Below are 19883 nucleotides of genomic sequence, written 5' to 3' on the forward strand. Positions count from 1 at the left end.
GTGAGAGAGGGTCAGGCCTTGGCGGCTTCGACGAACGCCCGGACCTTGGCCAGATCCTTCACGCCGCGGGACGACTCCACGCCGGATGATACGTCCACGCCCCAGGCACCGGCCGCGGCCACAGCGTAGGCAACGTTTCCGGCTTCAAGTCCTCCGGCCAGCAACCAAGAACGCCCGTCGAGCCCCTTGTCGCGAACGGACGCGTAGTCCCAAGCCTCCCCCGAGCCGGGAATGGCAGCATCGATAAGAAACAGGTCCTCGCCCAGGTCGCCGAACTCTTCCTTGGAGGCACCCATGGTGACCGCGCGGATAACCCGCATGCCGGCGTCGTGCACTACCTGGACGTCAGCCGCAGTGCGGTGGCCGTGCAGCTGAACCCAGGACAGGCCGGCGGCACGGGCGAGGGCGACGGCATCGGCCGCGGGCTCGTGGCGGAACACGCCAACGGCCCGGACGGAGGACGGCACCAGGGGCAAGAGCTCCTGGACAGCGGAAGGACTGACTTCGCGGGGGCTGGCCGTGAGCACGAACCCCACCGCGTCAGCACCGGCGTCGACGGCTTCGCGAACGGATTCGGGCGTGCTCAAGCCACACACTTTGACGAACATTTCCGAACCTCCCACCGCTACGCGCCCAACTATCCTCTTATGACGTTAGCAAGACACGTCCGACATTGTTGAACCGCGGTCCAGCATTAGGCTGGTCCGATGGACATCATCCGCTTTGCCGACCTCCGTCCCCAGCCATGGCGCAACGGTGGCGGGGTGACCCGCGAACTGGCCAGCCACCCCAAGGCCGCGTCGGCGCAGGACGGCACCTGGGACTGGCGTGTCAGCATCGCAGACGTCTCAAAAGCCGGCGACTTCTCCGCTTTCCCGGGCATGGAACGAGTGATCACCATCATCGATGGCGAGCTCATGCTCCTGACGGTGGACGGGTCCGAGCACCCCCTCGAAAAGTACCGGCCCTTCCGGTTCTCTGGAGAGGCCGCGTCCTCCGCCACCCTCCCCACGGGCGATGTCCGGGACCTCAATGTCATTGCCCGCACGGGCTCCTTCAAGGGCTACACGTCGATCGTTGAGATCTCGAAGAAACGCCCGCACCCCGTGTTCGAGGGCCAACTTGCGGTGCTCCTTGAGGGCAAGGCCACGGTCGCCCCTGGCGCGGACCCGGCTGGCCAGCCATCCACCGAAGAACCCGTTGAACTGTCCCGCTACGACGCTGTGGTGGGTTCCGATGAACGCAGCCCGGAGATCTCGGGCCGGGGCTTCGTGGCGGTCATTTCCATCGACCGCGCCTGAGTGGTGAGGTTGGCCACCACAAGTGGCCACCCCGCACGGGAGTTGCTAGCCTGAAATGAAGGTTCCGCTCTGGAACCTCCGGACGACGGTTCAGTACCCGGCACGCGACAAGACTGGCCAAAGGATCTGTCATGTCGTGGGTAATTCTCATTCTTTCCGGAGCGCTTGAGGCTGTTTGGGCCGCGGCCCTCCACCGTTCCAAGGGCTTCCGCAAGCCAATCCCCACCATCGTGTTCCTGGTGTCGGTCATTGCCAGCACCGGCGGACTCGCGATCGCCATGCAATCCATCCCCACGGGCACGGCATACGCGGTGTGGGTTGGTGTGGGCGTCGTGCTGACCTCGGCTTACGCCATGGTCACCAAGGTGGAACGCCCGACGGCGGCACGTCTGTGGCTGCTCGCCGGCATCGGTGCGTGCGTGGTCGGCCTGAAGGTGGTGGCGTAGCCATGAGTACCCAAACCCTGAAGTCGAACAAGGCCGGCGCGTACTGGCTGGTTCTCCTTGCCTCGGCCATCCTCGAAGCCGTGTGGGCCACAGCGCTGGGCTTGTCGAGCGGCTTCACCCAACCAGTTCCTACCCTGGTGTTCGCAGTCACGGCAACCCTGAGCATGATCGGCCTGGGCATCGCCGTGAAGCGGATTGCCTTGGGCACGGCCTACGCCGTTTGGGTAGGAATTGGCGCGGCGCTGACTGTCGGCTGGGCCATGGTCACCGGTGTTGAGCCGGCGAGCCCGCTGAAGTTGCTGTTCATCGCCGGAATCGTGGGCTGTGCTGCCGGTTTGAAGGCCCTCCCTGCGGACAAGCCCGACAAAACGGCCAGCGCCGAGTAGCACCGAACGCTCCACCAGCGCCGGGCACTCCCCCATCGAATCGGGCCGAGGAATACCCGCAGCACATGCGGAGTTCACGCCTTCAAGAGCACCCGAACGCGTATTGGAGCACGTCATGACTGCAGTTCACCTCGGAGACGGCCTCACTGTCAGCCCCCTCGGATTCGGAGGCATGGCCCTTACTCCCGTTTATGGCGGGATCGATCCTGAAGAGGGCCTGCAAACACTCCGGCACGCCGTGGATGCGGGCATCACGTTCATCGACACAGCGGATGTGTATGGCGCGGGCAGCAACGAGGAACTCGTCGGCCGGCTACTCAAGGAGCGCCGCGACGAGATCCAACTGGCCACGAAGTTCGGCATTGAGGGCAACCCCGCGGACGGCTACTCGGGCGTCCGCGGGGATGCCGCCTACGTCAGGCAAGCGGCGGAAGCGAGCCTCCGCCGGCTGGACACTGATGTCATTGACCTCTACTACCTGCACCGCCGCGACCTCCGCGTTCCGATTGTGGAAACCGTGGAGGCCATGGCGGAGCTGGTCCGTGAGGGCAAGGTCCGGCACCTCGGACTGTCCGAAGTAACAGCCGAGGAACTCAGGCAGGCCAACGCCGTCCATCCCATTGCCGCGGTCCAGAGCGAGTGGTCCATCTGGAGCAGGGATGTTGAGCAACATGTTGTTCCTGCAGCCAAGGAACTCGGTGTTGGCTTTGTGCCGTATTCGCCGCTGGGCCGTGGTTTCCTCACCGGAACCATCAGCGCCAGCGATCTGGGCGAGAACGACTTCCGCCATAAGATCCCCCGGTTCGGCGAAGGGGCCCTTGATGCGAACCAGGCCGTGGTGGCCGCAGTCCGGGACGTCGCTGCGCAACTCCAAGCGACCCCGGCCCAAGTTGCCCTCGCCTGGCTCTTCGTCCAGGGCCGCCGCATTGGCATCCCCGTGGTTCCCATCCCGGGCACGCGCAAAACCCACCGCATCGACGAGAACCTGGGCGCACTGTCCCTGGACCTGGGTGAAGCCCAACTCGAGGTGCTCGACCAAGCCGCTGCCGCCGTCGTGGGTTCACGCTCCGCCGACCCGAACTGGGTGTCGCAGGGCCGTGAAGCGAACCACGTAGGCTGAACGCATGGATTCGCTTATTCACTCACTCCGCGACGTCACCATCCGGAGCATCTCCGTCAGCGAAATGAACAACAACGTCTACCTGCTCACGTCCAAAGCGACGGGTGCGCAGGTGTTGATCGACGCCGCCGACGACCTCCCGGCCATCCAGCAACTGCTCGAAGACAGCGCTGCCGACTCGGCCCAGCCCACCAAACTGCTCCGGATCGCCACCACCCACCAGCACTGGGACCACGTCCGTGCGCTGCCGGAACTGGTGAAGGCTGCGGGGGCCAGCACCTCCGCGGGAGCGGACGACGCCGATGCGCTGCCCGTTCCGGTGGATGTGCGGCTCAACAACGGCGACGTTGAGCGGTTCGACGACATCGAGATCCGGGCGGTCCACCTGCGTGGGCACACTCCGGGTTCCATTGCGTTCGTGTACCAGGATCCGGAAGGACCTGCGCACATTTTCAGTGGCGACTCGCTGTTTCCGGGAGGCGTCGGCAACACACAGAACGATTCCGCACGTTTCACGTCACTGTTGAACGACGTCACGGAACGGCTGTTCGATGCCTACCCGGATGACACGGTGGTCCACCCCGGCCATGGACTGCCCACGACCCTGGGAGCCGAGCGGCCCCATCTGGAAGAGTGGCGCGCCCGGGGCTGGTGAGTTGGTGCTATCGGCCGCGGCGTTCGTTGGACGCCGGAGCCGACGCACGGCGGGGGCCGCTGCGTGCCGGGCGACCGGAGCCGGAGCTCCCACGACCGGAGTTGCCCGAACCGTAGGACCCACCCGACGTTCCACCCGTGTTCGATGACCACACGGCCTGGTTCCCACTGGAACGGGTTGTGGTGGCCGAGGCCGAACGCGGAGCCGTGGCGGAACGCTGTCCACCGGAGGCGCGCTGCCCCGTGGCCGGACGCCCGCTGCGGCTGTTCTGGCCCTGCGAGCCGGGAACGTCATTTCGGTGCGTGGCACCGGACTTGCCGCGACCGCGGGAGTTGCGGGCGACGTCGTCGTTCATTGCTGCGCGACGCTCGGCGCGGTTGACGTCGGTACGAACCGGCTCGGCCGCGACCTTGCCCCGTCCGCCGCGACCACCACGGCCACCCGCGGTTGGTGCAGCCTGGCCGGAGCGGCGAGCCCGCTTGCGCTGGGCGTTGGCGCCGGTGGACGTTCCGCCACCCTGCTGCGGAAGCTTGGCAGCGAGGAGCGCTGCACGGGTGCGGGGGTCGACCTTGTCGGCAACCTCACCGACGAGCTCGGCCACCAGCGGGGAGCTGGCGGTAACGCGTTCGAAGGAGACGTCCACGCCTGCTGCACGCATGAGCTTCTTGACGTCCTGCTGCTGTTCCGGAAGGGTCAGCGTGACCACGGTGCCCTCGGAACCAGCGCGGGCAGTACGGCCGGAGCGGTGCAGGTAGGCCTTGTGCTCTGTGGGCGGGTCAACGTGGATGACGAGTTCGACGTCGTCAACGTGCACGCCGCGGGCTGCGACGTCGGTAGCGACCAGGACGCGGACCTCACCGCTGGAGAACTCGGCCAGGTTGCGGTCGCGGGCGTTCTGCGACAGGTTGCCGTGCAGGTCGACGGCGGGGATGCCGGCGTCCGTCAGGGTCTTGGCAAGCTTGCGCGCGTGGTGCTTGGTGCGCATGAACAGCACCCGGCGTCCGGCACCGGAGGCCAGTTCCACGATGAGCTGCTTCTTGACGGTCTGGTCGTTGACCACCAGGACGTGGTGTTCCATGGTGGTGACGGCAGCCTGTGGATCGTCAACGGAGTGCGTCAGCGGGTTGGACAGGAAACGGTTGACCAGCTTGTCAACACCGTTGTCCAGTGTCGCCGAGAAGAGGAGGCGCTGGCCCTGCTTGGGGGTCATGTCCATGAGCTTCTTGACCACCGGGAGGAAGCCAAGGTCCGCCATGTGGTCGGCCTCGTCCAGCACGGTCACCTCGACCGACTCGAGGGTCAGGATGCGCTGGCGGATCAGGTCCTCGAGGCGGCCGGGGCAGGCAATGACGATGTCGACGCCGGCGCGGAGAGCCTTCTCCTGGCGCGCCTGGGAGATGCCGCCGTAGATCACCGTGGTGTTCAGGCCCATGGCCTTGGCCAGCGGCTCCACGGTTGCGTTGATCTGGGTTGCGAGCTCGCGGGTCGGAGCAAGGACCAGGCCCATGGGGCGGCCGGGCTTGCGGAAGTAGGAGGCCTCACGTTCGGCCAGGCGGGCCACCAGCGGGATGGCGAAGGCGATGGTCTTGCCGGAGCCTGTGCGGCCACGGCCCAGCACGTCGCGGCCTGCCAGCGTGTCCGGGAGGGTCTTGACCTGGATGGGGAATGCCTCTTCGATGCCTGTGGCGGCGAGGGATTCAACAATTGCCTTGGGCGTGCCAAGGGCAGCAAAAGCAGTCATGTACTTCATGTCTTTCGGGCGGTGTCCTGTGGCGGACATCGGCCCCCGACGCCGGTTGGGCCAGGGGTTCGCCGAGGAAAAGTCAGGTGGTCTACCGGTTCGCTGCAGCAGCGCTGGCCGGGACCAAATGGAACGCGTTCATCGACGCAGGATGTGCCTCTCACATGAAAAATGCCCTGCTGCCCGCTCTTCCAAGCAAGCCTTCAGGGCGTCACCGCACATCAAGTGATCCTATTCTAGCAGCGATCGAGGCACCCCTTTGCACCGCGCCCCCAACTGGGTCGCATTTGTGCGCGTTTTGAGCTCTCAAAACGCGCACAAATGCGACCTACTTGGGTTGGGGGAGGGAGAGTTTGGGGTGGGCGTCGGAAGCCCCCGCCCCGCCACCCGTAGCGGGCTTTCGACCCGCGACGCGCGGCGCCACCGCAACCCCGACGACGGCGATGATCGCCGTCAGTGCGAAGACCGCCGCAAACGGGTCCGTCGTCGTGAAGGCCGCGAAGACGAGCCCCGTGGAGGCGAGCGCCAGAGCACCGCCGAGCGAGTCGGAGATGGACATGGCCGCGCTGTTGAAGCCTTGGTTCTCCGGTGTGGACAGCGCAAGGGTCATCACGCTCAGCCGCGGATACATCAGGCCCATGCCAAAGCCGGCAAAGAGCCAGCCACCGATCGCAACGGCCGGCGGAAATCCCAGGGCTGCCGTGACGAACGCCAGCACAATCGCCGCCAGCACCAGGAAGGCTCCAACACGCACCGCCAGCGAATCGGCCAGCCGTGAGCCGAGCCGTCCCTGCAACGCCGACGCACCCGCCCAGGCCAGCGCAGCACCGGTCAGGGTGAGCCCGGCGAACGTGGGGGTGAAGGCGTAGCGTTCGGTGAGCAGGTAGGGCAGGTAAACCTCGGCACCGAAGAAGGCGGCCGAGGCCAGACCGCGGGACAGGATGACGCTCGGCAGGCCCCGACGCGCCGTGAGTGTTCCGCGCGGCACCAGCGGCCGCACGGCGATCAGCGCAAGGACAAGCGCGACGGCGGCAATCACCCCGCCCACGGACGGCACCTCAGCCGACAGGTTGAGGGCGAGGACGGTCAGTGCTGCGAGTGCAGCCCAGCCCATGCGTCCGAAGGCCCACGGGACGGGTTCGGTTTGAGTGGAAGGCGCCATCCCCCGCATGGCCGGAACCACCATGGCGAGCGCCGGAACCACCAGTCCCACCACGCCCAGGAAAACCCAGTGCCAACTGCTCAACTGGGCCACCAACCCCGCTGCGAAGGGACCAACCAGCGACGGAATCACCCACGAAGCGGCGAACGCGGCGAAGATCCTGGCGTGCAGGGTGGGCGGGTAGATCCGGGCCACCAGGACATACAGGGCAACGGTCATGGCTCCTCCGCCGAGCCCCTGCACCAGTCGCCCAAAGACCAGCATCTCCATTGTCGAGGCGGTCCCGGCGACGAGGAGACCCACAACGAACAGGGCCACCGACGCGTACAAAGGCGCCCTGGGACCGCGCCTGTCCGACCAGTTGCCCGCACCCACCATCCCCATCACACCCGTAGCCAACGGCCCCGCGAAGGCCAGCGCGTAGAGGCTGGCGCCGTTCAGGTCCCTGCTCACCACCGGCATCACCGTGGTGACGGCGAGGGATTCAAAGGCACTCAGGAAGACGAGTGCGCACGTACCCACGGTGGCCAACAGGTACGGACGGCGCAGGATACCGGCCGCGGAGGTGTCAGGGGTCATGGACGCCACCCTAAAACCTCAACTATTGTTGAGGTCAATTCACACGCCTGCACAGGAGGTCGAGCCATGCCCCAGGCTCCGGGCACCATCCATCGCGAACTCAGCATTGGCGAGCTGTCCGAGCGAAGCGGAGTGTCGGCGTCGGCCCTTCACTTCTACGAACGCAACGGCCTCATCAGCGCCGAACGCACTCCCGGAAACCAGCGCCGCTACGCGCGGGAGACCCTGCGCCGCGTGGCGTTCATCAAGACGTCCCAGCGCGTGGGCCTGCCACTGAAGGACATCCGCGAGGCTTTGGATTCGCTGCCCAACGGGCGAACGCCCACCAAGCGGGACTGGACACGGCTATCCCTCCGCTGGCGGAAGGAACTCGACGAACGGATCGCGGCACTGCAACACCTCCGTGACGACCTGGACGGGTGCATCGGCTGCGGATGCCTGAGCCTGAAATCCTGCACGCTGCAGAATCCGTCGGACGAACTTGGCGCGACCGGGGCGGGGGCTTTGCGCTGGACCGACCCCAACTGACTGGCAGTAGGGGTTGTTCTGAGCCCTGAAAACAACCGCTGCTGCCAGTCAGTTGGGTTTGCTGAAACGGCAACGGGGCTTGCCTCCTTTTGATGCCACCCGGCACGCTAGGGTCATGGCTGAACACACTCACGACGGCGGCACTCACCACCACGCGCACACGCACGACGGCGGCACTCACCAGGCCGGCGACCAGCAGGGACGCTTGAATCTCCACGAAGACGCAGACAATGCCGTGGACATGTGGGACGGAATGTACCGCGAGCGTCCGAAGATCTGGAGCGGCAACCCCAACCCCCAATTGGTGGCAGAGGCGGCCGGCCTGAAACCCGGAACTGCACTGGACCTGGGTTGCGGCGAGGGCGGAGACGCGATCTGGCTCGCCAGGCAAGGGTGGACCGTCACGGCCATGGACGTTTCCGCAGTGGCACTGGAGCGGGGAGCAGACCACGCAGCGCAGAGCGGGCAGCAGGACAGCATCACATGGCAGCAGCAGGATCTGGCCGACTGGACACCTGAACCTGCATTCGACCTGGTGTCGGCGCAATTCCTCCACTCCCCCTTGCTGCCCTGGCGGGACTCGACTGCAAAGGCCGCAGCCGCAGTGGCTCCGGGTGGGACACTCCTGATTGTTGGACATCACCCACATGGCCTGGCACCGTGGGGGCACCATCACGCGCCGGAGATGTTCTTCACCCCTGATGAGCTGGCGGAAGCCCTGGGGCTTGAGGGCGGGCCGTGGTCAGTGGATGTCATGGAGGCCAGGCAACGGACCATCGAGGACCCTGACGGCAATCCCGCGACCATCCTGGATACCGTCCTGCGGGCGACCCGGCGCCACTGATCGCCCGCGGCACCCACGCTGGCCGGCACCCACGCCGGGCGCCACTGATCGCCCGCGGCACCCATGCCGAGCGCCGCCGTCGGACCCAGGCCCCGCCGTCGTACTTAAACGGAACCCGGCAGCAATTCTCCGTAAGGTGCCACCACCGTGCCCGTTGCCGTGGAGTCCGGGTTGAGCATCCAGCCCACACGCTTGGCGGTGTTGAGCATGACGACGCTCTCCACGAGTTCCACGCCGGGGATGCGCTGCTGGATGGCGAGTTCCATCTCCATGACCTCGGCCAGGGTTCGCAGCCACATGATCATGGTGAAGTTGGTCCTGCCCGTGGTGGAGGCAGAGAAGCGGACGTTCCTGATGGCGCGGAGTTCCGTGGCGGCGGCTTCGTGCCGGCCGGCGGGAACGTTGGCGAACCATTGCACGGTGACCGGGTAGCCGGAGAACTTCTGGGCGATCTCGCAGCGGAAGGAGAGCATCCTGCTGGCGAGCACGCGTCCCAACTGGCGCTGAACGGTTGCCGGATGGCGTCCCAGGGCGCGCGCAATCTCCGCTGCGGAGGCGCGTCCGTCCCGGGCCAGGAACGGAATGAGGGCAAGGTGGCTTTCGGGCAGCGGAACCACGATTGCGTCGGGCGCTGAAGGGTTGGCCGACTCGGGCCCGGCGAGCCCACGCAGCGCCTGTTGTTCGGCCTTGCTCAGCACGTTGAGGCGCCATGCGTAGCCGCTGGTGTGGATCCGCGTGCAGAGCGCGGTATGGTACTTCGTCAGGCCGCGGACCTCCTTGAGGCGAGGCAACAGGCTGGTGCTGAATTGGTCCAGGTCCTGCGTAATCACCGTCAACGTGAGGTCGCGGTTACTGGCAGCCTCTTCCACCGTGATGACTTCAGGGAGCTCCGCAACTGCGGCCGTTACTTCCGGGCGCAGGTCCATCTCACAGTCGATGTCCACCATTGCCAGGCACATGTTCTTCGGATCGCCCATGAGGTGGGCGGTGGTCCATGCAGCACCGGCGGCCCGCAAACGGTCCCAGCGCGCGGCCAGCGTGGTGGCGTGGACGCCCAGGACATCGCCGGCGTCGGACCAGCTGATGCGCGGTGAAATCTGCAGTGCGTTGATGAGGCGCAGATCTTCTTCACTGAGTTCCATGGCTCCATTCTCGCGCATAGCTGCATGAATCCTGCGTTCCATCCAAAACAATGCGGTTTTCCAGATGTTTTCAGGATTGTGAATCAGGTCACCACAGAATGGCATAAGGAACCCGTAGCCGAGCATCACAGGAGAACGAATGACCATCGCCGCCGACGCCAAGGAACTGCAGGACGACATCGTCCGCCTTCGCCACGACCTCCACCGCGAACCCGAGATCGGCCTGCAGCTCCCCCGCACCCAGGAGAAGGTACTCAAGGCACTGGACGGACTCCCGTACCAAATCACCCTCGGGAAAGATACGACGTCGGTCACCGCGGTTTTGCGAGGCGGCGCGGCCCACGCTTCGGCCGAGAAGCCCGTGGTGCTCCTGCGCGCCGACATGGACGGCCTCCCCGTCCAGGAAACCACAGGCGTGGACTACACCTCCCGGGTTGACGGCGCGATGCATGCCTGCGGCCACGACCTCCACACGTCCATGCTCGCCGGAGCTGCCACCTTGCTGGCCGAGCGGCGCGACCAACTGGCCGGCGACGTGGTCCTCATGTTCCAGCCCGGCGAAGAAGGGTTCGACGGCGCCAGCTACATGATCAACGAAGGCGTGCTGGATGCTGCCGGCCGCCGCGTGGACACGGCCTACGGGATGCACGTGTTTTCGTCGCTGGAACCGCACGGCCAGTTCGTCACCAAGAACGGTGTGATGCTCAGTTCCTCCGACGGGTTGGTAGTGACAGTCCTGGGAGCCGGTGGCCACGGCTCAGCCCCGCACTCTGCCAAGGACCCCGTCACGGCCGCCGCTGAGATGGTCACGGCCCTGCAGGTCATGGTCACCCGCCAGTTCAACATGTTCGACCCCGTAGTCCTGACCGTCGGTGTGCTGCACGCAGGAACCAAGCGCAATGTCATTCCGGAAACTGCCCGCATCGAGGCCACCATCAGGACCTTCTCCGAAGAGTCAAGGCAGAAGATGATGGTTGCAGTACCCAAACTCCTCAGAGGAATCGCCTCGGCCCACGGTTTGGAGGTGGACGTGGACTACCAGCAGGAATACCCCCTCACCATCAACGACGAGGACGAGACGAACACGGCCGAGAAAGTCATCGCAGGCATGTTCGGCGAATCCCGCCTCACCCGGATGGCAACTCCCCTGAGCGGCTCGGAGGACTTCTCCCGAGTCCTTGCCGAGGTTCCCGGAACCTTCGTGGGACTCAGTGCCGTGGCCCCCGGCGCCGACCACTCGACGTCGCCCTTTAACCACTCGCCGTACGCAACGTTCGACGACGGCGTCCTCACCGACGGTGCCGCGCTGTATGCCGAGCTCGCCGTGTCCCGCATCGCCACCCTGGCATCCAGCAACTAGCCCCAGCCCGCCCCACTTTGGAGAACCCCATGACCGCCACCGTAGGAACGTCCCCGGACGTCAAGGTCCACAAATCCCACATGCGCACGCTCGTGGGTACCGGCATCGGCAACGCCGTTGAATGGTACGACTGGGCCATCTACGCAACGTTCTCGCCGTTCATCGCGAGCGCCCTGTTCAGCTCATCCGACCCCACATCGGCCGTGCTGTCCACCTTGGCCATCTTCGCCGTCGGATTCGTTGCCCGGCCGTTCGGCGGGTTCGTGTTCGGCTGGATCGGCGACCGTATCGGCCGCAAGACGTCCATGACCATCGCCGTGGCCTTGGGCGCAATCGGCAGCCTGTTGATCGGCATCGCACCGACTTTCGCTGCCGTTGGCGCCTTTGCGTCCGTCATGTTGCTGGTGGCCCGGCTCATCCAGGGCCTGGCCCACGGTGGTGAGTTGCCGTCGTCGCAAACGTACCTTTCCGAGATGGCACCCAAGGAAAAGCGCGGCTTCTGGGCGACCCTGATCTACACCTCCGGCACCGCGGGCATCCTGGCCGGCACGCTGCTGGGTGCGATCCTGACCGCCGTCCTGAGCAAGGACGACATGAGCGCCTGGGGTTGGCGCATTCCGTTCCTGATCGGCGGCGCGCTGGGTGTGTACGCGTTGATCATGCGGGCCAAGATGAAGGAAACCGAGGCATTCGAGGCCGAGGCCCCGCAGGAAAAGCGGGCTCCCATGTGGCCGCAGATCGTGAAGTACCGCAGGCAGGCACTGCAGGTCATCGGGCTGACGGTTGGCCTGACGGTGGTCTACTACATCTGGGGCGTCGTGGCTCCCAGCTACGCTGCAACGGCTTTAAAGATGGACCGCGGTGCCGCCCTGTGGGCCGGTGTCATCGCCAACGTGGTGTTCATCGCAGCGTTGCCGTTCTGGGGACGGCTCTCTGACCGCATCGGCCGCAAGCCTGTCCTGATCATGTCCTCCGCGGGGGCTGCCCTGTTCCACTTCCCCATGACCTGGCTGCTGAAGGACTCCCCGTGGCAGCTCACGGTTTCCATGTCCGTGATGCTGTTCTTCATCGCAGGCAGCGCCGCGATCGTTCCCGCCGTCTACGCTGAACTGTTCCCGACCCACATCCGTACCGTGGGCGTGGGCGTTCCGTACTCCATCTGCGTAGCAGCGTTCGGTGGCACGGCCCCGTATCTGCAGACGTGGCTGGGCACGATCGGCCAGGGCTACCTGTTCAACGTGTACGCGGTGATCCTGCTGGTGATCAGCATCGCTTTCGTGTTCACGATCCCGGAGACAAAGGGCAAGGACCTGACCGTCTAACCCCGCCCCGCCCTCCCAACTGGGTCGCATTTGTGCGCGTTTTGAGCCCTCAAAACGCGCACAACTGCGACCCAGATGGGTTAAACGAAGCGGTTGCGGCCTGCGCGGTACCCGAAGAACGCCGCCAGGGATCCGACCACCAGGAACAGGATCCCCGCGGCGGCAAACCCACCCGTTGCCTGGTGAAGCTGCCCCACCAGAAGCGTTCCGGTGGAGCCCACTCCGTAGCCAACGCCCTGCATCATCCCGGACAGGTGCGCGGCAGTGTGGGCGTCGCGCGTCCGGACCATGATCATCGTCAAGGCCACGGCAGTCAGCGAACCCTGGCCGAGCCCCAGCAACCCCGTCCAAACCCAGATCAGCTCACCCGGTCCAAAAATGCTCAACGCAAACCCGCCGCCGGTCATCAGCGCCACCACGGTATTGATCGCCCGCTGGTCCTTGAAGCGTGTGGCAAGCGCCGGCGCAAAGAGCGAGCCGAGCATCTGCAGCACAATCGACACGGACACGATCAGCCCCGCCGTCGCGCCATCCACTCCCCGGTCCCGCAGGATCGGCGCCAACCAGGCAAAGACACTGAACGACATCATCGACTGCAGCACCATGAATGCGGTCACCTGCCACGCCACCGCGGAGCGCCACACGTTGACGCCGCCGGTGGTGGCCTGGTGACGGACGGGGTGCTGCCTGACGGCCAGCGGCAGGAAAAGCAAAAGCACGACGGCGGCAGGCACCGCCCAGAACCACAGCGCCGAAGTCCAGTGGCCGGTTGCCGTAAAGACCGGGTACGTGAACCCGGCGCCGAGGGCAGCCGAAGCACAGATAGCCGTGGTGTAGAGCCCGCCCATGAGCCCCAGCCGGTGCGGGAAGTCCCGTTTGACCACGCCGGGAAGCAGCACATTGCACAGGGCTATCGCCGCACCGCAGGCAGCTGTCCCCACGAGCAGTGCAGGCACATGCCCCGCCCCCGGGAGTTCGCCGGGTCGGATCAGGAGGCCCGCGGTGAGGACCAGCATGGCTCCCAGCAGTACCCGTTCCGCTCCGAACCTCCGGGCCAGGACCGGGGCAAGGGGCGCGAAGACCCCCAGCAACGTCACCGGCACGGTCGTCAGGACCACAACGGACCAACCCGGCAGGCCGGCGTCGGACGTTATTTCCGGCAGGACGGCACCCAAACTGGAGAAGACCGTCCTCAAGTTCAAGCCGATGAGGATCAGGCACACCGCCAGGTAGGCCAGGGCGCGTTTACCCCGCAGCGCGGTGGGAGCGGCGGCGGGTTCTTCGTTGATCTCAGCGTCGACGGCGATCTCGGGCAGCGGCTGGTTGCGCGCGGACTTGTCCGTGTCTTTCTCTGAATAAACGGGCTTCTGGGAGGAGGTCACACGTCCTATTCTGTCAGCCGAGTATGACCAGGGCCCGTTGGGGCGGGATGTGACCCCGGGCAGCCGCGTGGGCAGGGGCCAAGTATTCTGGAAGGGTCATGAGTGAAACCCCAGATTCCCCGCGCCCCATCACCCCCGGCACCCAGGCGTCCCATGGAACCTACGGTGGCAGGCCCGTCAGTTTTGTGCGCCGCGGCACCCGCCTCCAGGGCAGGAGGCAGGCCGCGTGGGAAGAGCACGCCGAGCGCTGGGCCATCCAGGTCCCCCGCCACGTGGCCAACACGTCCGTGCACCCCGACTACGTCTTCGACGCCGAGGCAGTCTTTGGCCGCAAGGCTCCCTTGATCGTGGAGGTCGGCTCCGGGCTGGGCGATGCCGTGGTCCACGCCGCAGAGCAGAACCCGGACAAGGACTTCCTGGCGGTGGAGGTCTACACACCGGGTTTGGCCAACACCATCATGAAAATCAACAGCCGCGGGCTCACGAACGTTCGCGTGGTGGAAGCGAACGCCCCGGAAGTCCTGGAATCCATGCTTCCTGCCGGTTCCGTCAGCGAACTCTGGGTCTTCTTCCCGGACCCGTGGCACAAGGCACGACACCACAAACGCCGCCTGATCCAGCCGGCGTTCGCATCCGTGGCGGCCAAGGCCCTGGCAAAGGGCGGGTACTGGCGCATCGCCACCGACTGGTCCAACTACGCCATCCACGTCCGGGAGGTTCTGGCCGGGTCCACCGAGTTTGAGAACATGCACGACGGCGAGCGGGCCGGCGAGGAAAGCCCGCTCACCCACGTGTGGCAGTCCGGCGTCGAATCCGTGGTGGGGGGCGCCCCCGTGAAGGAAGGCCGTGCACCGGTCAGCACGGAGCACACGGGTCCCAACCAGGGAATCGACCACCAAGGTGGGTGGGCTCCCCGCTTCGAGGGCCGGATCCGGACGAGTTTCGAGAACAAAGCCCACGAGGCCGGGCGCATGATCTTCGACCTCACCTACCGGAAGATCTGAGCTGCACGATTCGGGGGAATCATGACCTATCAACCGCCGCTGGACTACTACAAGACGCGCCAGGTGACCCGCAACAGGGGCCTCGGTGCCGGGATCACCAGCATCGTGTGTGCGGTGATGTCCCCCGTGCCGGCGGTGGTGAGCATCCCGCTGGGTATTGCTGCCATGGCCTCGCAACTCGGTAATTACAGCGGCGACAACCAGTCCTGGTGGATTGGCACCGTTCTGCTGGCCGCGGCATCAGGCGCCCTGTCGGTGGGGGCCATCGTCGCGGGGCTGATCGCGGTTGTCCGGGCCGGTCGCATGAACGCCGGGCGGATCACGGGAATCATTGGCCTGGCGCTGATGGCAGTGAACATCTTTGTGGTGGCATTCCTGGTCTTCCTGGTACTCGGCGCCCTTGGAGGTGCATGACATGCCCCAGGTACGCGCCGAGCGCCTGATCCGGCTGGACCCGGACACCGTTTTCGCCCTGTCCCAAACAACCGGTGCCTTCCGGCTCAGATGGGATCCATTCATTTCCGCCCAAAGCTTCGTGGACGGCGCCACGTCGGCCGGCAAGGGCGTTCGAACCAGGACCGTGTCCCGGATGGGCCTGACCATGGTCACCGAATACGTCTCCTATGCGCCGCCGCGCAACGTGGGCATGACCATGGTGGCCGGCCCGTGGTTCTTCGCCAACTTTGGCGGTGGCTGGCGTTTCACCCCCGACGACGGCGGCACCCGCGCGGTCTGGAAGTACACCTTCTCCTGCCGCCCGGCGTGGTTGAAGCCCTTCGCCGACAGGGCGGGCAGGTGGCTTCTGGGCCGCGAAATCGAGAAAAGGATTGAGGCCTTTGCCCGGGCCTGCGAAGACCCGGCACTGGTAGCTGAACTCCAAGCAAGCTCAGGGGACTGAAATCGAGGCCACCGTCTTCTGGGACGCGTCCCTTAGCTCCACTCCCGCGATCCCGGCCAGTTGCACCGGTGTAGCGCCCGTGATCCTGATCCGGCCGCTTGACGTAGCTGTCCACCCGCAGGTTCGTTCCTCGGCACCGTCACGGCCCTTCACCCACAGGTACAGGGTGCCTTCCCTGGGCATGCTCTGGCCTTCGACTGCCAGTTCGGTGCCCCAATTCTTCTTGACCATGCCCACCTTGAGTTGCAAGCCATCGCCGGACTGGACGGAATAGGTGGCATCCGGCTGAGGTGGTTGGTTCACCAGTGGTCCGGCCAGGAAGCCGATTGCCAGGCAAGCCGCGGCGACCGCCCCCACACAAGCCGCCCACCGCCGTCGTGATGTCCGCTGACGGTGGGAAAGCTCAACCAGCGCCTTTTGCGGCACCGAGTCGGGGGCCGGATCAGCCGGCAAACCAGCGGTGCCAGCCACGGTCAGCGCCACGGCGTCGGACCTGGGCACGGCATCGAGCAACGCCGGGAGGCTTTCCAGGGCTTCGAGTTCGGTGCGGCAGTCGGGGCAGCGGGCGAGGTGTTCTTCGAAGCCGCGCGCCTCGTCAGGGGTCAGACCGCCCAGCAGGTATGCGCCCAGCAAGTGGTGGACGGAGTTGCCGTTCATCGTTCCACCCCCATTTCATCAAGGATCGTTCGGAGGGCCTTCACGGCGTAGAAGGCCCGGGACTTCACGGTTCCGGCAGGTATGTTCAGGTGCAGGGCTGCTTCGCTGACCGTGTACCGCTGGTAATGCAAGGCCACCACCACCTCGCGGTGTTCGTGGCTGAGCCTCAGGAGCGCCTCCTCCATGAGGACCCGGTTCAGTAACTCATCAACCCGTTCGGTTGCCGCATGGTCCGGCAGTTCGTGTTCACCCGCCTCCGCTGGGCGCCGCTGCGCTTTCCGGTAGTTGTCGATGATGACGTTGCGGGCCGTCCTGAACAGGTAGCTGCGCAGGCTCCCGGTGATCTGCGGGGCGTGCTGCCACACCTTGAGGATGGTCTCCTGGACTACGTCGTCCGCTTGATGGGCATCCGGCGTGCAACTGAGGACGAAGCGTTTCAGGGCCGTACCGTGGTCGCGGTAGATCGCTGCGACGACGTCTTCGTCCAACGGCATGGCCACCTCCTTGCGCTTTGTTCATCATGTACGACGAGCGGCAGGCGGGAAAGGTTCACTGTCATGAACCGTTCCGGGTCGGACAGCGTCGTAAGGGTTGGCGCCGGTCCCACCGGCCGGTCCGTCGAAGGAGCTGGACATGAACAGAAAAGTGGGCCTCGGAGTGGCATTTGTGGCTTTGGCCGCCCTTCTTGCAGGGTGTGGTGGAAGCCCTGGAACCACGGCAACCCCCGCACCGACGGCCACCTCGGCGTCGGCTTCAAGCCCTGCCGTGGCCGCCGACCTGAAGACAGCCTCGTCCAGTGCCGGCCAGATCGTGGTGGACAGCAAAGGCATGAGCCTCTACTTCTTCACCAAGGACAGCAAGGACTCGGGAACCAGCGCGTGCACCGGCGCCTGCCAGGCCGCCTGGCCGGTTTTCACGACGACGGCGGACACCCCCACCGCGGACGGCGTCACCGGCACCCTGGGAACCATAGCAACGCCTGACGGAAAGAAGCAGGTCACGCTCAACGGGCTGCCCTTGTACTACTTCGCACAGGACAAGAAACCCGGGGACGTGCTGGGCCAGGGCGTCAACGATGTTTGGTATCTGGTGAGCCCGAGCGGAGAGATGGTCAAGGGGGCTGCGGCGTCAGGATACTGAGGGCTGTTCGGGAAGCCTGCGCCTGCCACGCCGAGTTCGCGGGAAGCCTGCGAATACCCCCGCAAATTTGCGGCGAGCCCGCAGGGTTCCAGCGGATTGGGCGCAGCCGCCATCACCTGAGCGCCCGAAGGATGCGTTCCTTGAAGGCCCGTTCCTGGAACAAGTCCTTCCACTCGATCCGGATGAAGCGCCAGCCGTCTTCCATGAGCGCCTTCTCACGCCGGCGTTCCTGGAAAATGACCTCATCCGTGGGTTTGTAGTCGAAATACTTGGTTCGCCCGTCAAACTCCAAACCCAGCTTTTCTTCTTCCCACGCAAAGTCCATGCGATGCCGGCCTATGCGGGTTTGGACCTTGAATTGCGGCTGAGGGGGCCTGATGCGCAATCTCTGCATCAGGTCCCGGGTGAGCGTCTCCCCAGCAGACTCGGAGCGCGGATCTGCGTTCTCCAGTGCCTTGCGCAGGGTGCGGATACCCCGTTTGCCGCTGGAGGCTGCCAGCATCCGGGTAAGCGACTGGATGCTAGCGCCCAATCGCAGCCCATGGTCCATAATCACCAACGCCTTCGGATAGCTAAGCATTCTTGCGCAGTCGAACATGGTGCGTTCCAGCGAGGTTGCCCGCAGGCCCCGAACAATCACGACGTCGTCCTCCGTGAAGTTCTCCGTGTGTCCCGTGACATCCTTGCCCCAGCGGTCCGAAGAAGGCCTGACTTGAGAAAGCACATGGACCTTGTCATCGACCCCCCACACGAACAATCCGTGGAGCCGCGCCGCGGAAAGGTGGCTATAAACGAAACCGCCCGAGGAGGTTGTCAGTGTGCCATGGGCGTGCGCCACGATGCGCTCCATCGCCTTCCGCCTCGGACCCAGGGCGTTCCACTTGCTGGACCTGATGTAGCAGCCGTACCTCAATCGGTGGAGTTCCCCCGAGTTGACCAACGCCTTGATTTTTCGGGCATTCAGCCCGAAGCGGAGCAGTTCATCGGTTCTCCACAGGTAGCCGCTCGACGGTAATGCCAAGACAGGCGTGACCTGAGTTGCTGACGATATTTCCATCGGACCAGCATCACCGGGCCCGTTCCTGCCGCAGAAGGGCTCGGCCTTGCTATGTGGAAAGCGAGGGACGAAATAGCGGAAACACTGCGCGGCTCGAACGACACGCTGCCGTGGATCCCATCGGCCTCAATGCCAAGAGCTCGTCCAGGTCGCCGGAAGCTGCAGGGATCGCTGGAAAACTCCAGCGATCCCGCAGCGTTCCAGCGATCTGGGCGTGGGCCGGGGCGGGGAAACTCAGGCCTCCACGAACTCGTCGGACTCCTCAAACTCCACCGCGGCGATGATTTCCTTCGTCTCCGGATGGATCATGAAGGCTTCATCCTCTTCCTCGATCATGACGTAGTCGCCATGGTCCGTGGAGAAGTGCCAGGCGAGGATGGTCCCGCCGTCGTGCTCGTAGTTGGGATCGCCCATGGTGATCCTCTCCAGCTGGTAGCCCGCCACGTCGCACAATTCGCGGATGATGATCTCAAAATCGGGCGCACTGGCCAGCGCTTCTTCCTCCGCCTCGGCCTGACGCCCGGCGAGGTCGGGGATGCGGGAAACCCGCTCGGCGATGTGGGCGTCCAGGTCCTCGTCGGACAGGGCCAGCAGGTCCGGTTGGCGGCGCAGGTATTCTCCGTTGAGCTCCACCAGGTCTTCTTCCTCGAGCAGCGCCTCGAACTCGCCGTCGAGCTCGTCCAGCAATGCCACCGGCGCGGTGACGCCCTCGGTATCATCAAGCTCCCCGTCGAGGTAGGCCTCGGCTTCATCTTCCGTCAGGGCATCGAAGGCCGCGGCCGTGCGGTCGAAAAGGTCCGCGTGCCGGTGGGCGCCGATGGCTTCCAGGCCTGCGCGGACGAACCCGTCCACTTCTTCGCGCTCGGGTGCCGTAAACACGTACTGGGCAAAGCCTCCAGCCAGGGCCTGTGTCAGGTAGAAGTCGACAAAGTAGCTGTTGAGCGCGGCCGGGGCGATCTCATCGCTGTTGAGGAGTTCTGCGTACATCTCATTCACCACATTGACGTTTGAATCCACAACGTCCGCGCTGCCGGCTTCGACGGCGCTCTTGTTCAGGACGACGGGGTACTCGTTGGTAGTCATGGGAAATCCTCACTGCTGAAAGCGGGTGGTGCTCCGGACACTTTCAACGTAGCTGCGCCATCAGCGCAGGAATCGA

General features: G+C 65.3%; 22 protein-coding genes and 1 riboswitch. Of the genes, 13 read left to right on the forward strand and 9 right to left on the reverse strand.

Going from position 1 to position 19883, the window contains the following annotated elements; all coding sequences use genetic code 11:
- Window positions 1-11 precede the first annotated feature (11 nt).
- Window positions 12-608, reverse strand: coding sequence for a phosphoribosylanthranilate isomerase (locus ACUYMZ_RS17850; RefSeq protein ID WP_481604962.1), 597 nt, complete (start codon window positions 606-608; stop codon window positions 12-14).
- A gap of 99 nt (window positions 609-707) precedes the next feature.
- Here ACUYMZ_RS17850 and ACUYMZ_RS17855 point away from each other — a divergent pair, with 99 nt between their 5' ends.
- From ACUYMZ_RS17855 to ACUYMZ_RS17875, 5 genes are all read left to right on the forward strand, one after another.
- Window positions 708-1301: a HutD/Ves family protein gene (locus ACUYMZ_RS17855; RefSeq protein WP_481604964.1), complete on the forward strand. Its 594-nt coding sequence runs from the start codon at window positions 708-710 to the stop codon at window positions 1299-1301.
- 56 nt (window positions 1302-1357) lie between these two features.
- Window positions 1358-1423: riboswitch (guanidine-III (ykkC-III) riboswitch) on the forward strand.
- Window positions 1424-1432: 9 nt separating this feature from the next.
- Complete coding sequence (locus ACUYMZ_RS17860; protein WP_481604966.1) at window positions 1433-1747, forward strand: DMT family transporter; 315 nt, start codon at window positions 1433-1435, stop codon at window positions 1745-1747.
- A 2-nt stretch (window positions 1748-1749) separates the two neighbouring features.
- Window positions 1750-2133 (forward strand): DMT family transporter, encoded by a 384-nt coding sequence (locus tag ACUYMZ_RS17865; RefSeq protein ID WP_481604968.1) that lies wholly within the window; start codon window positions 1750-1752, stop codon window positions 2131-2133.
- Window positions 2134-2248: 115 nt separating this feature from the next.
- Complete coding sequence (locus ACUYMZ_RS17870; protein WP_481604970.1) at window positions 2249-3253, forward strand: aldo/keto reductase; 1005 nt, start codon at window positions 2249-2251, stop codon at window positions 3251-3253.
- A 4-nt stretch (window positions 3254-3257) separates the two neighbouring features.
- Entirely contained in the window at window positions 3258-3908 is a 651-nt protein-coding gene (locus ACUYMZ_RS17875; protein ID WP_481604972.1) for an MBL fold metallo-hydrolase, read from the forward strand.
- Window positions 3909-3915: 7 nt separating this feature from the next.
- On the opposite strand, the gene ACUYMZ_RS17880 is transcribed toward ACUYMZ_RS17875, so the two are convergent.
- Window positions 3916-5649, reverse strand: coding sequence for a DEAD/DEAH box helicase (locus tag ACUYMZ_RS17880; protein WP_481604974.1), 1734 nt, complete (start codon window positions 5647-5649; stop codon window positions 3916-3918).
- Window positions 5650-5977: 328 nt separating this feature from the next.
- A complete protein-coding gene (locus tag ACUYMZ_RS17885; RefSeq protein WP_481604976.1) occupies window positions 5978-7390 on the reverse strand; it encodes an MFS transporter in 1413 nt (470 codons plus the stop codon).
- Window positions 7391-7456: 66 nt separating this feature from the next.
- Between ACUYMZ_RS17885 and soxR the strand changes: the two genes are divergently transcribed.
- Complete coding sequence (soxR, locus tag ACUYMZ_RS17890; RefSeq protein ID WP_481604978.1) at window positions 7457-7918, forward strand: redox-sensitive transcriptional activator SoxR; 462 nt, start codon at window positions 7457-7459, stop codon at window positions 7916-7918.
- Window positions 7919-8033: 115 nt separating this feature from the next.
- Window positions 8034-8762 (forward strand): SAM-dependent methyltransferase, encoded by a 729-nt coding sequence (locus ACUYMZ_RS17895; protein ID WP_481604980.1) that lies wholly within the window; start codon window positions 8034-8036, stop codon window positions 8760-8762.
- Window positions 8763-8866: 104 nt separating this feature from the next.
- Here ACUYMZ_RS17895 and ACUYMZ_RS17900 read toward each other — a convergent pair whose 3' ends face one another.
- A complete protein-coding gene (locus ACUYMZ_RS17900) occupies window positions 8867-9904 on the reverse strand; it encodes an Lrp/AsnC family transcriptional regulator (RefSeq protein WP_481604982.1) in 1038 nt (345 codons plus the stop codon).
- A 139-nt stretch (window positions 9905-10043) separates the two neighbouring features.
- Here ACUYMZ_RS17900 and ACUYMZ_RS17905 point away from each other — a divergent pair, with 139 nt between their 5' ends.
- Together ACUYMZ_RS17905 and ACUYMZ_RS17910 are read left to right on the forward strand one after the other, a co-directional pair.
- Window positions 10044-11264: a M20 metallopeptidase family protein gene (locus ACUYMZ_RS17905; RefSeq protein WP_481604985.1), complete on the forward strand. Its 1221-nt coding sequence runs from the start codon at window positions 10044-10046 to the stop codon at window positions 11262-11264.
- A 29-nt stretch (window positions 11265-11293) separates the two neighbouring features.
- Window positions 11294-12586 carry an MFS transporter gene (locus ACUYMZ_RS17910; protein WP_481604987.1) on the forward strand — a complete coding sequence of 431 codons (1293 nt, stop codon included), beginning with the start codon at window positions 11294-11296 and terminating at the stop codon, window positions 12584-12586.
- Window positions 12587-12666: 80 nt separating this feature from the next.
- Here the strand turns inward: ACUYMZ_RS17910 and ACUYMZ_RS17915 are convergent, their stop codons facing one another.
- Window positions 12667-13968, reverse strand: coding sequence for a CynX/NimT family MFS transporter (locus ACUYMZ_RS17915; RefSeq protein WP_481604988.1), 1302 nt, complete (start codon window positions 13966-13968; stop codon window positions 12667-12669).
- A 98-nt stretch (window positions 13969-14066) separates the two neighbouring features.
- Between ACUYMZ_RS17915 and trmB the strand changes: the two genes are divergently transcribed.
- The 3 genes from trmB to ACUYMZ_RS17930 are packed head-to-tail and all read left to right on the forward strand — an operon-like array spanning window position 14067 to window position 15870.
- A complete protein-coding gene (gene trmB, locus ACUYMZ_RS17920) occupies window positions 14067-14972 on the forward strand; it encodes a tRNA (guanosine(46)-N7)-methyltransferase TrmB (RefSeq protein WP_426004253.1) in 906 nt (301 codons plus the stop codon).
- Window positions 14973-14993: 21 nt separating this feature from the next.
- Window positions 14994-15386 (forward strand): hypothetical protein, encoded by a 393-nt coding sequence (locus ACUYMZ_RS17925; protein ID WP_442424416.1) that lies wholly within the window; start codon window positions 14994-14996, stop codon window positions 15384-15386.
- A gap of 1 nt (window position 15387) precedes the next feature.
- A complete protein-coding gene (locus ACUYMZ_RS17930; RefSeq protein WP_481604991.1) occupies window positions 15388-15870 on the forward strand; it encodes an SRPBCC family protein in 483 nt (160 codons plus the stop codon).
- Here the strand turns inward: ACUYMZ_RS17930 and ACUYMZ_RS17935 are convergent.
- Both ACUYMZ_RS17935 and ACUYMZ_RS17940 read right to left on the reverse strand, forming a co-directional pair.
- On the reverse strand, window positions 15859-16527 hold the full coding sequence (locus tag ACUYMZ_RS17935) for an anti-sigma factor (RefSeq protein ID WP_481604993.1): 669 nt from the start codon (window positions 16525-16527) through the stop codon (window positions 15859-15861). The genes ACUYMZ_RS17930 and ACUYMZ_RS17935 overlap by 12 nt on opposite strands.
- Window positions 16524-17021 carry a sigma-70 family RNA polymerase sigma factor gene (locus ACUYMZ_RS17940; protein ID WP_481604994.1) on the reverse strand — a complete coding sequence of 166 codons (498 nt, stop codon included), beginning with the start codon at window positions 17019-17021 and terminating at the stop codon, window positions 16524-16526. Before ACUYMZ_RS17940 ends, ACUYMZ_RS17935 begins: the two co-directional genes overlap by 4 nt.
- 139 nt (window positions 17022-17160) lie before the next feature.
- On the opposite strand from ACUYMZ_RS17940, the gene ACUYMZ_RS17945 reads away from it, so the two are divergent.
- Window positions 17161-17667: a COG4315 family predicted lipoprotein gene (locus ACUYMZ_RS17945; RefSeq protein WP_481604996.1), complete on the forward strand. Its 507-nt coding sequence runs from the start codon at window positions 17161-17163 to the stop codon at window positions 17665-17667.
- A 112-nt stretch (window positions 17668-17779) separates the two neighbouring features.
- Here the strand turns inward: ACUYMZ_RS17945 and ACUYMZ_RS17950 are convergent, their stop codons facing one another.
- Complete coding sequence (locus ACUYMZ_RS17950) at window positions 17780-18724, reverse strand: type IV toxin-antitoxin system AbiEi family antitoxin domain-containing protein (RefSeq protein ID WP_481604998.1); 945 nt, start codon at window positions 18722-18724, stop codon at window positions 17780-17782.
- A gap of 234 nt (window positions 18725-18958) precedes the next feature.
- Window positions 18959-19807, reverse strand: a complete 849-nt coding sequence (locus ACUYMZ_RS17955; RefSeq protein WP_481605000.1) for a DMP19 family protein — start codon at window positions 19805-19807, stop codon at window positions 18959-18961.
- Window positions 19808-19883 lie beyond the last annotated feature (76 nt).

Source organism: Arthrobacter sp. T572, assembly GCF_056780115.1.

What these genes read in the sequence shown, in the direction of transcription:
- ACUYMZ_RS17850 (WP_481604962.1), bottom strand. Translation starts at nt 608, where the DNA reads ATGTTCGTCAAAGTGTGTGGCTTGAGCACGCCCGAATCCGTTCGCGAA.
- ACUYMZ_RS17855 (WP_481604964.1), top strand. Translation starts at nt 708, where the DNA reads ATGGACATCATCCGCTTTGCCGACCTCCGTCCCCAGCCATGGCGCAAC.
- ACUYMZ_RS17860 (WP_481604966.1), top strand. Translation starts at nt 1,433, where the DNA reads ATGTCGTGGGTAATTCTCATTCTTTCCGGAGCGCTTGAGGCTGTTTGG.
- ACUYMZ_RS17865 (WP_481604968.1), top strand. Translation starts at nt 1,750, where the DNA reads ATGAGTACCCAAACCCTGAAGTCGAACAAGGCCGGCGCGTACTGGCTG.
- ACUYMZ_RS17870 (WP_481604970.1), top strand. Translation starts at nt 2,249, where the DNA reads ATGACTGCAGTTCACCTCGGAGACGGCCTCACTGTCAGCCCCCTCGGA.
- ACUYMZ_RS17875 (WP_481604972.1), top strand. Translation starts at nt 3,258, where the DNA reads ATGGATTCGCTTATTCACTCACTCCGCGACGTCACCATCCGGAGCATC.
- ACUYMZ_RS17880 (WP_481604974.1), bottom strand. Translation starts at nt 5,649, where the DNA reads ATGACTGCTTTTGCTGCCCTTGGCACGCCCAAGGCAATTGTTGAATCC.
- ACUYMZ_RS17885 (WP_481604976.1), bottom strand. Translation starts at nt 7,390, where the DNA reads ATGACCCCTGACACCTCCGCGGCCGGTATCCTGCGCCGTCCGTACCTG.
- soxR (WP_481604978.1), top strand. Translation starts at nt 7,457, where the DNA reads ATGCCCCAGGCTCCGGGCACCATCCATCGCGAACTCAGCATTGGCGAG.
- ACUYMZ_RS17895 (WP_481604980.1), top strand. Translation starts at nt 8,034, where the DNA reads ATGGCTGAACACACTCACGACGGCGGCACTCACCACCACGCGCACACG.
- ACUYMZ_RS17900 (WP_481604982.1), bottom strand. Translation starts at nt 9,904, where the DNA reads ATGGAACTCAGTGAAGAAGATCTGCGCCTCATCAACGCACTGCAGATT.
- ACUYMZ_RS17905 (WP_481604985.1), top strand. Translation starts at nt 10,044, where the DNA reads ATGACCATCGCCGCCGACGCCAAGGAACTGCAGGACGACATCGTCCGC.
- ACUYMZ_RS17910 (WP_481604987.1), top strand. Translation starts at nt 11,294, where the DNA reads ATGACCGCCACCGTAGGAACGTCCCCGGACGTCAAGGTCCACAAATCC.
- trmB (WP_426004253.1), top strand. Translation starts at nt 14,067, where the DNA reads ATGAGTGAAACCCCAGATTCCCCGCGCCCCATCACCCCCGGCACCCAG.
- ACUYMZ_RS17925 (WP_442424416.1), top strand. Translation starts at nt 14,994, where the DNA reads ATGACCTATCAACCGCCGCTGGACTACTACAAGACGCGCCAGGTGACC.
- ACUYMZ_RS17930 (WP_481604991.1), top strand. Translation starts at nt 15,388, where the DNA reads ATGCCCCAGGTACGCGCCGAGCGCCTGATCCGGCTGGACCCGGACACC.
- ACUYMZ_RS17935 (WP_481604993.1), bottom strand. Translation starts at nt 16,527, where the DNA reads ATGAACGGCAACTCCGTCCACCACTTGCTGGGCGCATACCTGCTGGGC.
- ACUYMZ_RS17940 (WP_481604994.1), bottom strand. Translation starts at nt 17,021, where the DNA reads ATGCCGTTGGACGAAGACGTCGTCGCAGCGATCTACCGCGACCACGGT.
- ACUYMZ_RS17945 (WP_481604996.1), top strand. Translation starts at nt 17,161, where the DNA reads ATGAACAGAAAAGTGGGCCTCGGAGTGGCATTTGTGGCTTTGGCCGCC.
- ACUYMZ_RS17950 (WP_481604998.1), bottom strand. Translation starts at nt 18,724, where the DNA reads ATGGAAATATCGTCAGCAACTCAGGTCACGCCTGTCTTGGCATTACCG.
- ACUYMZ_RS17955 (WP_481605000.1), bottom strand. Translation starts at nt 19,807, where the DNA reads ATGACTACCAACGAGTACCCCGTCGTCCTGAACAAGAGCGCCGTCGAA.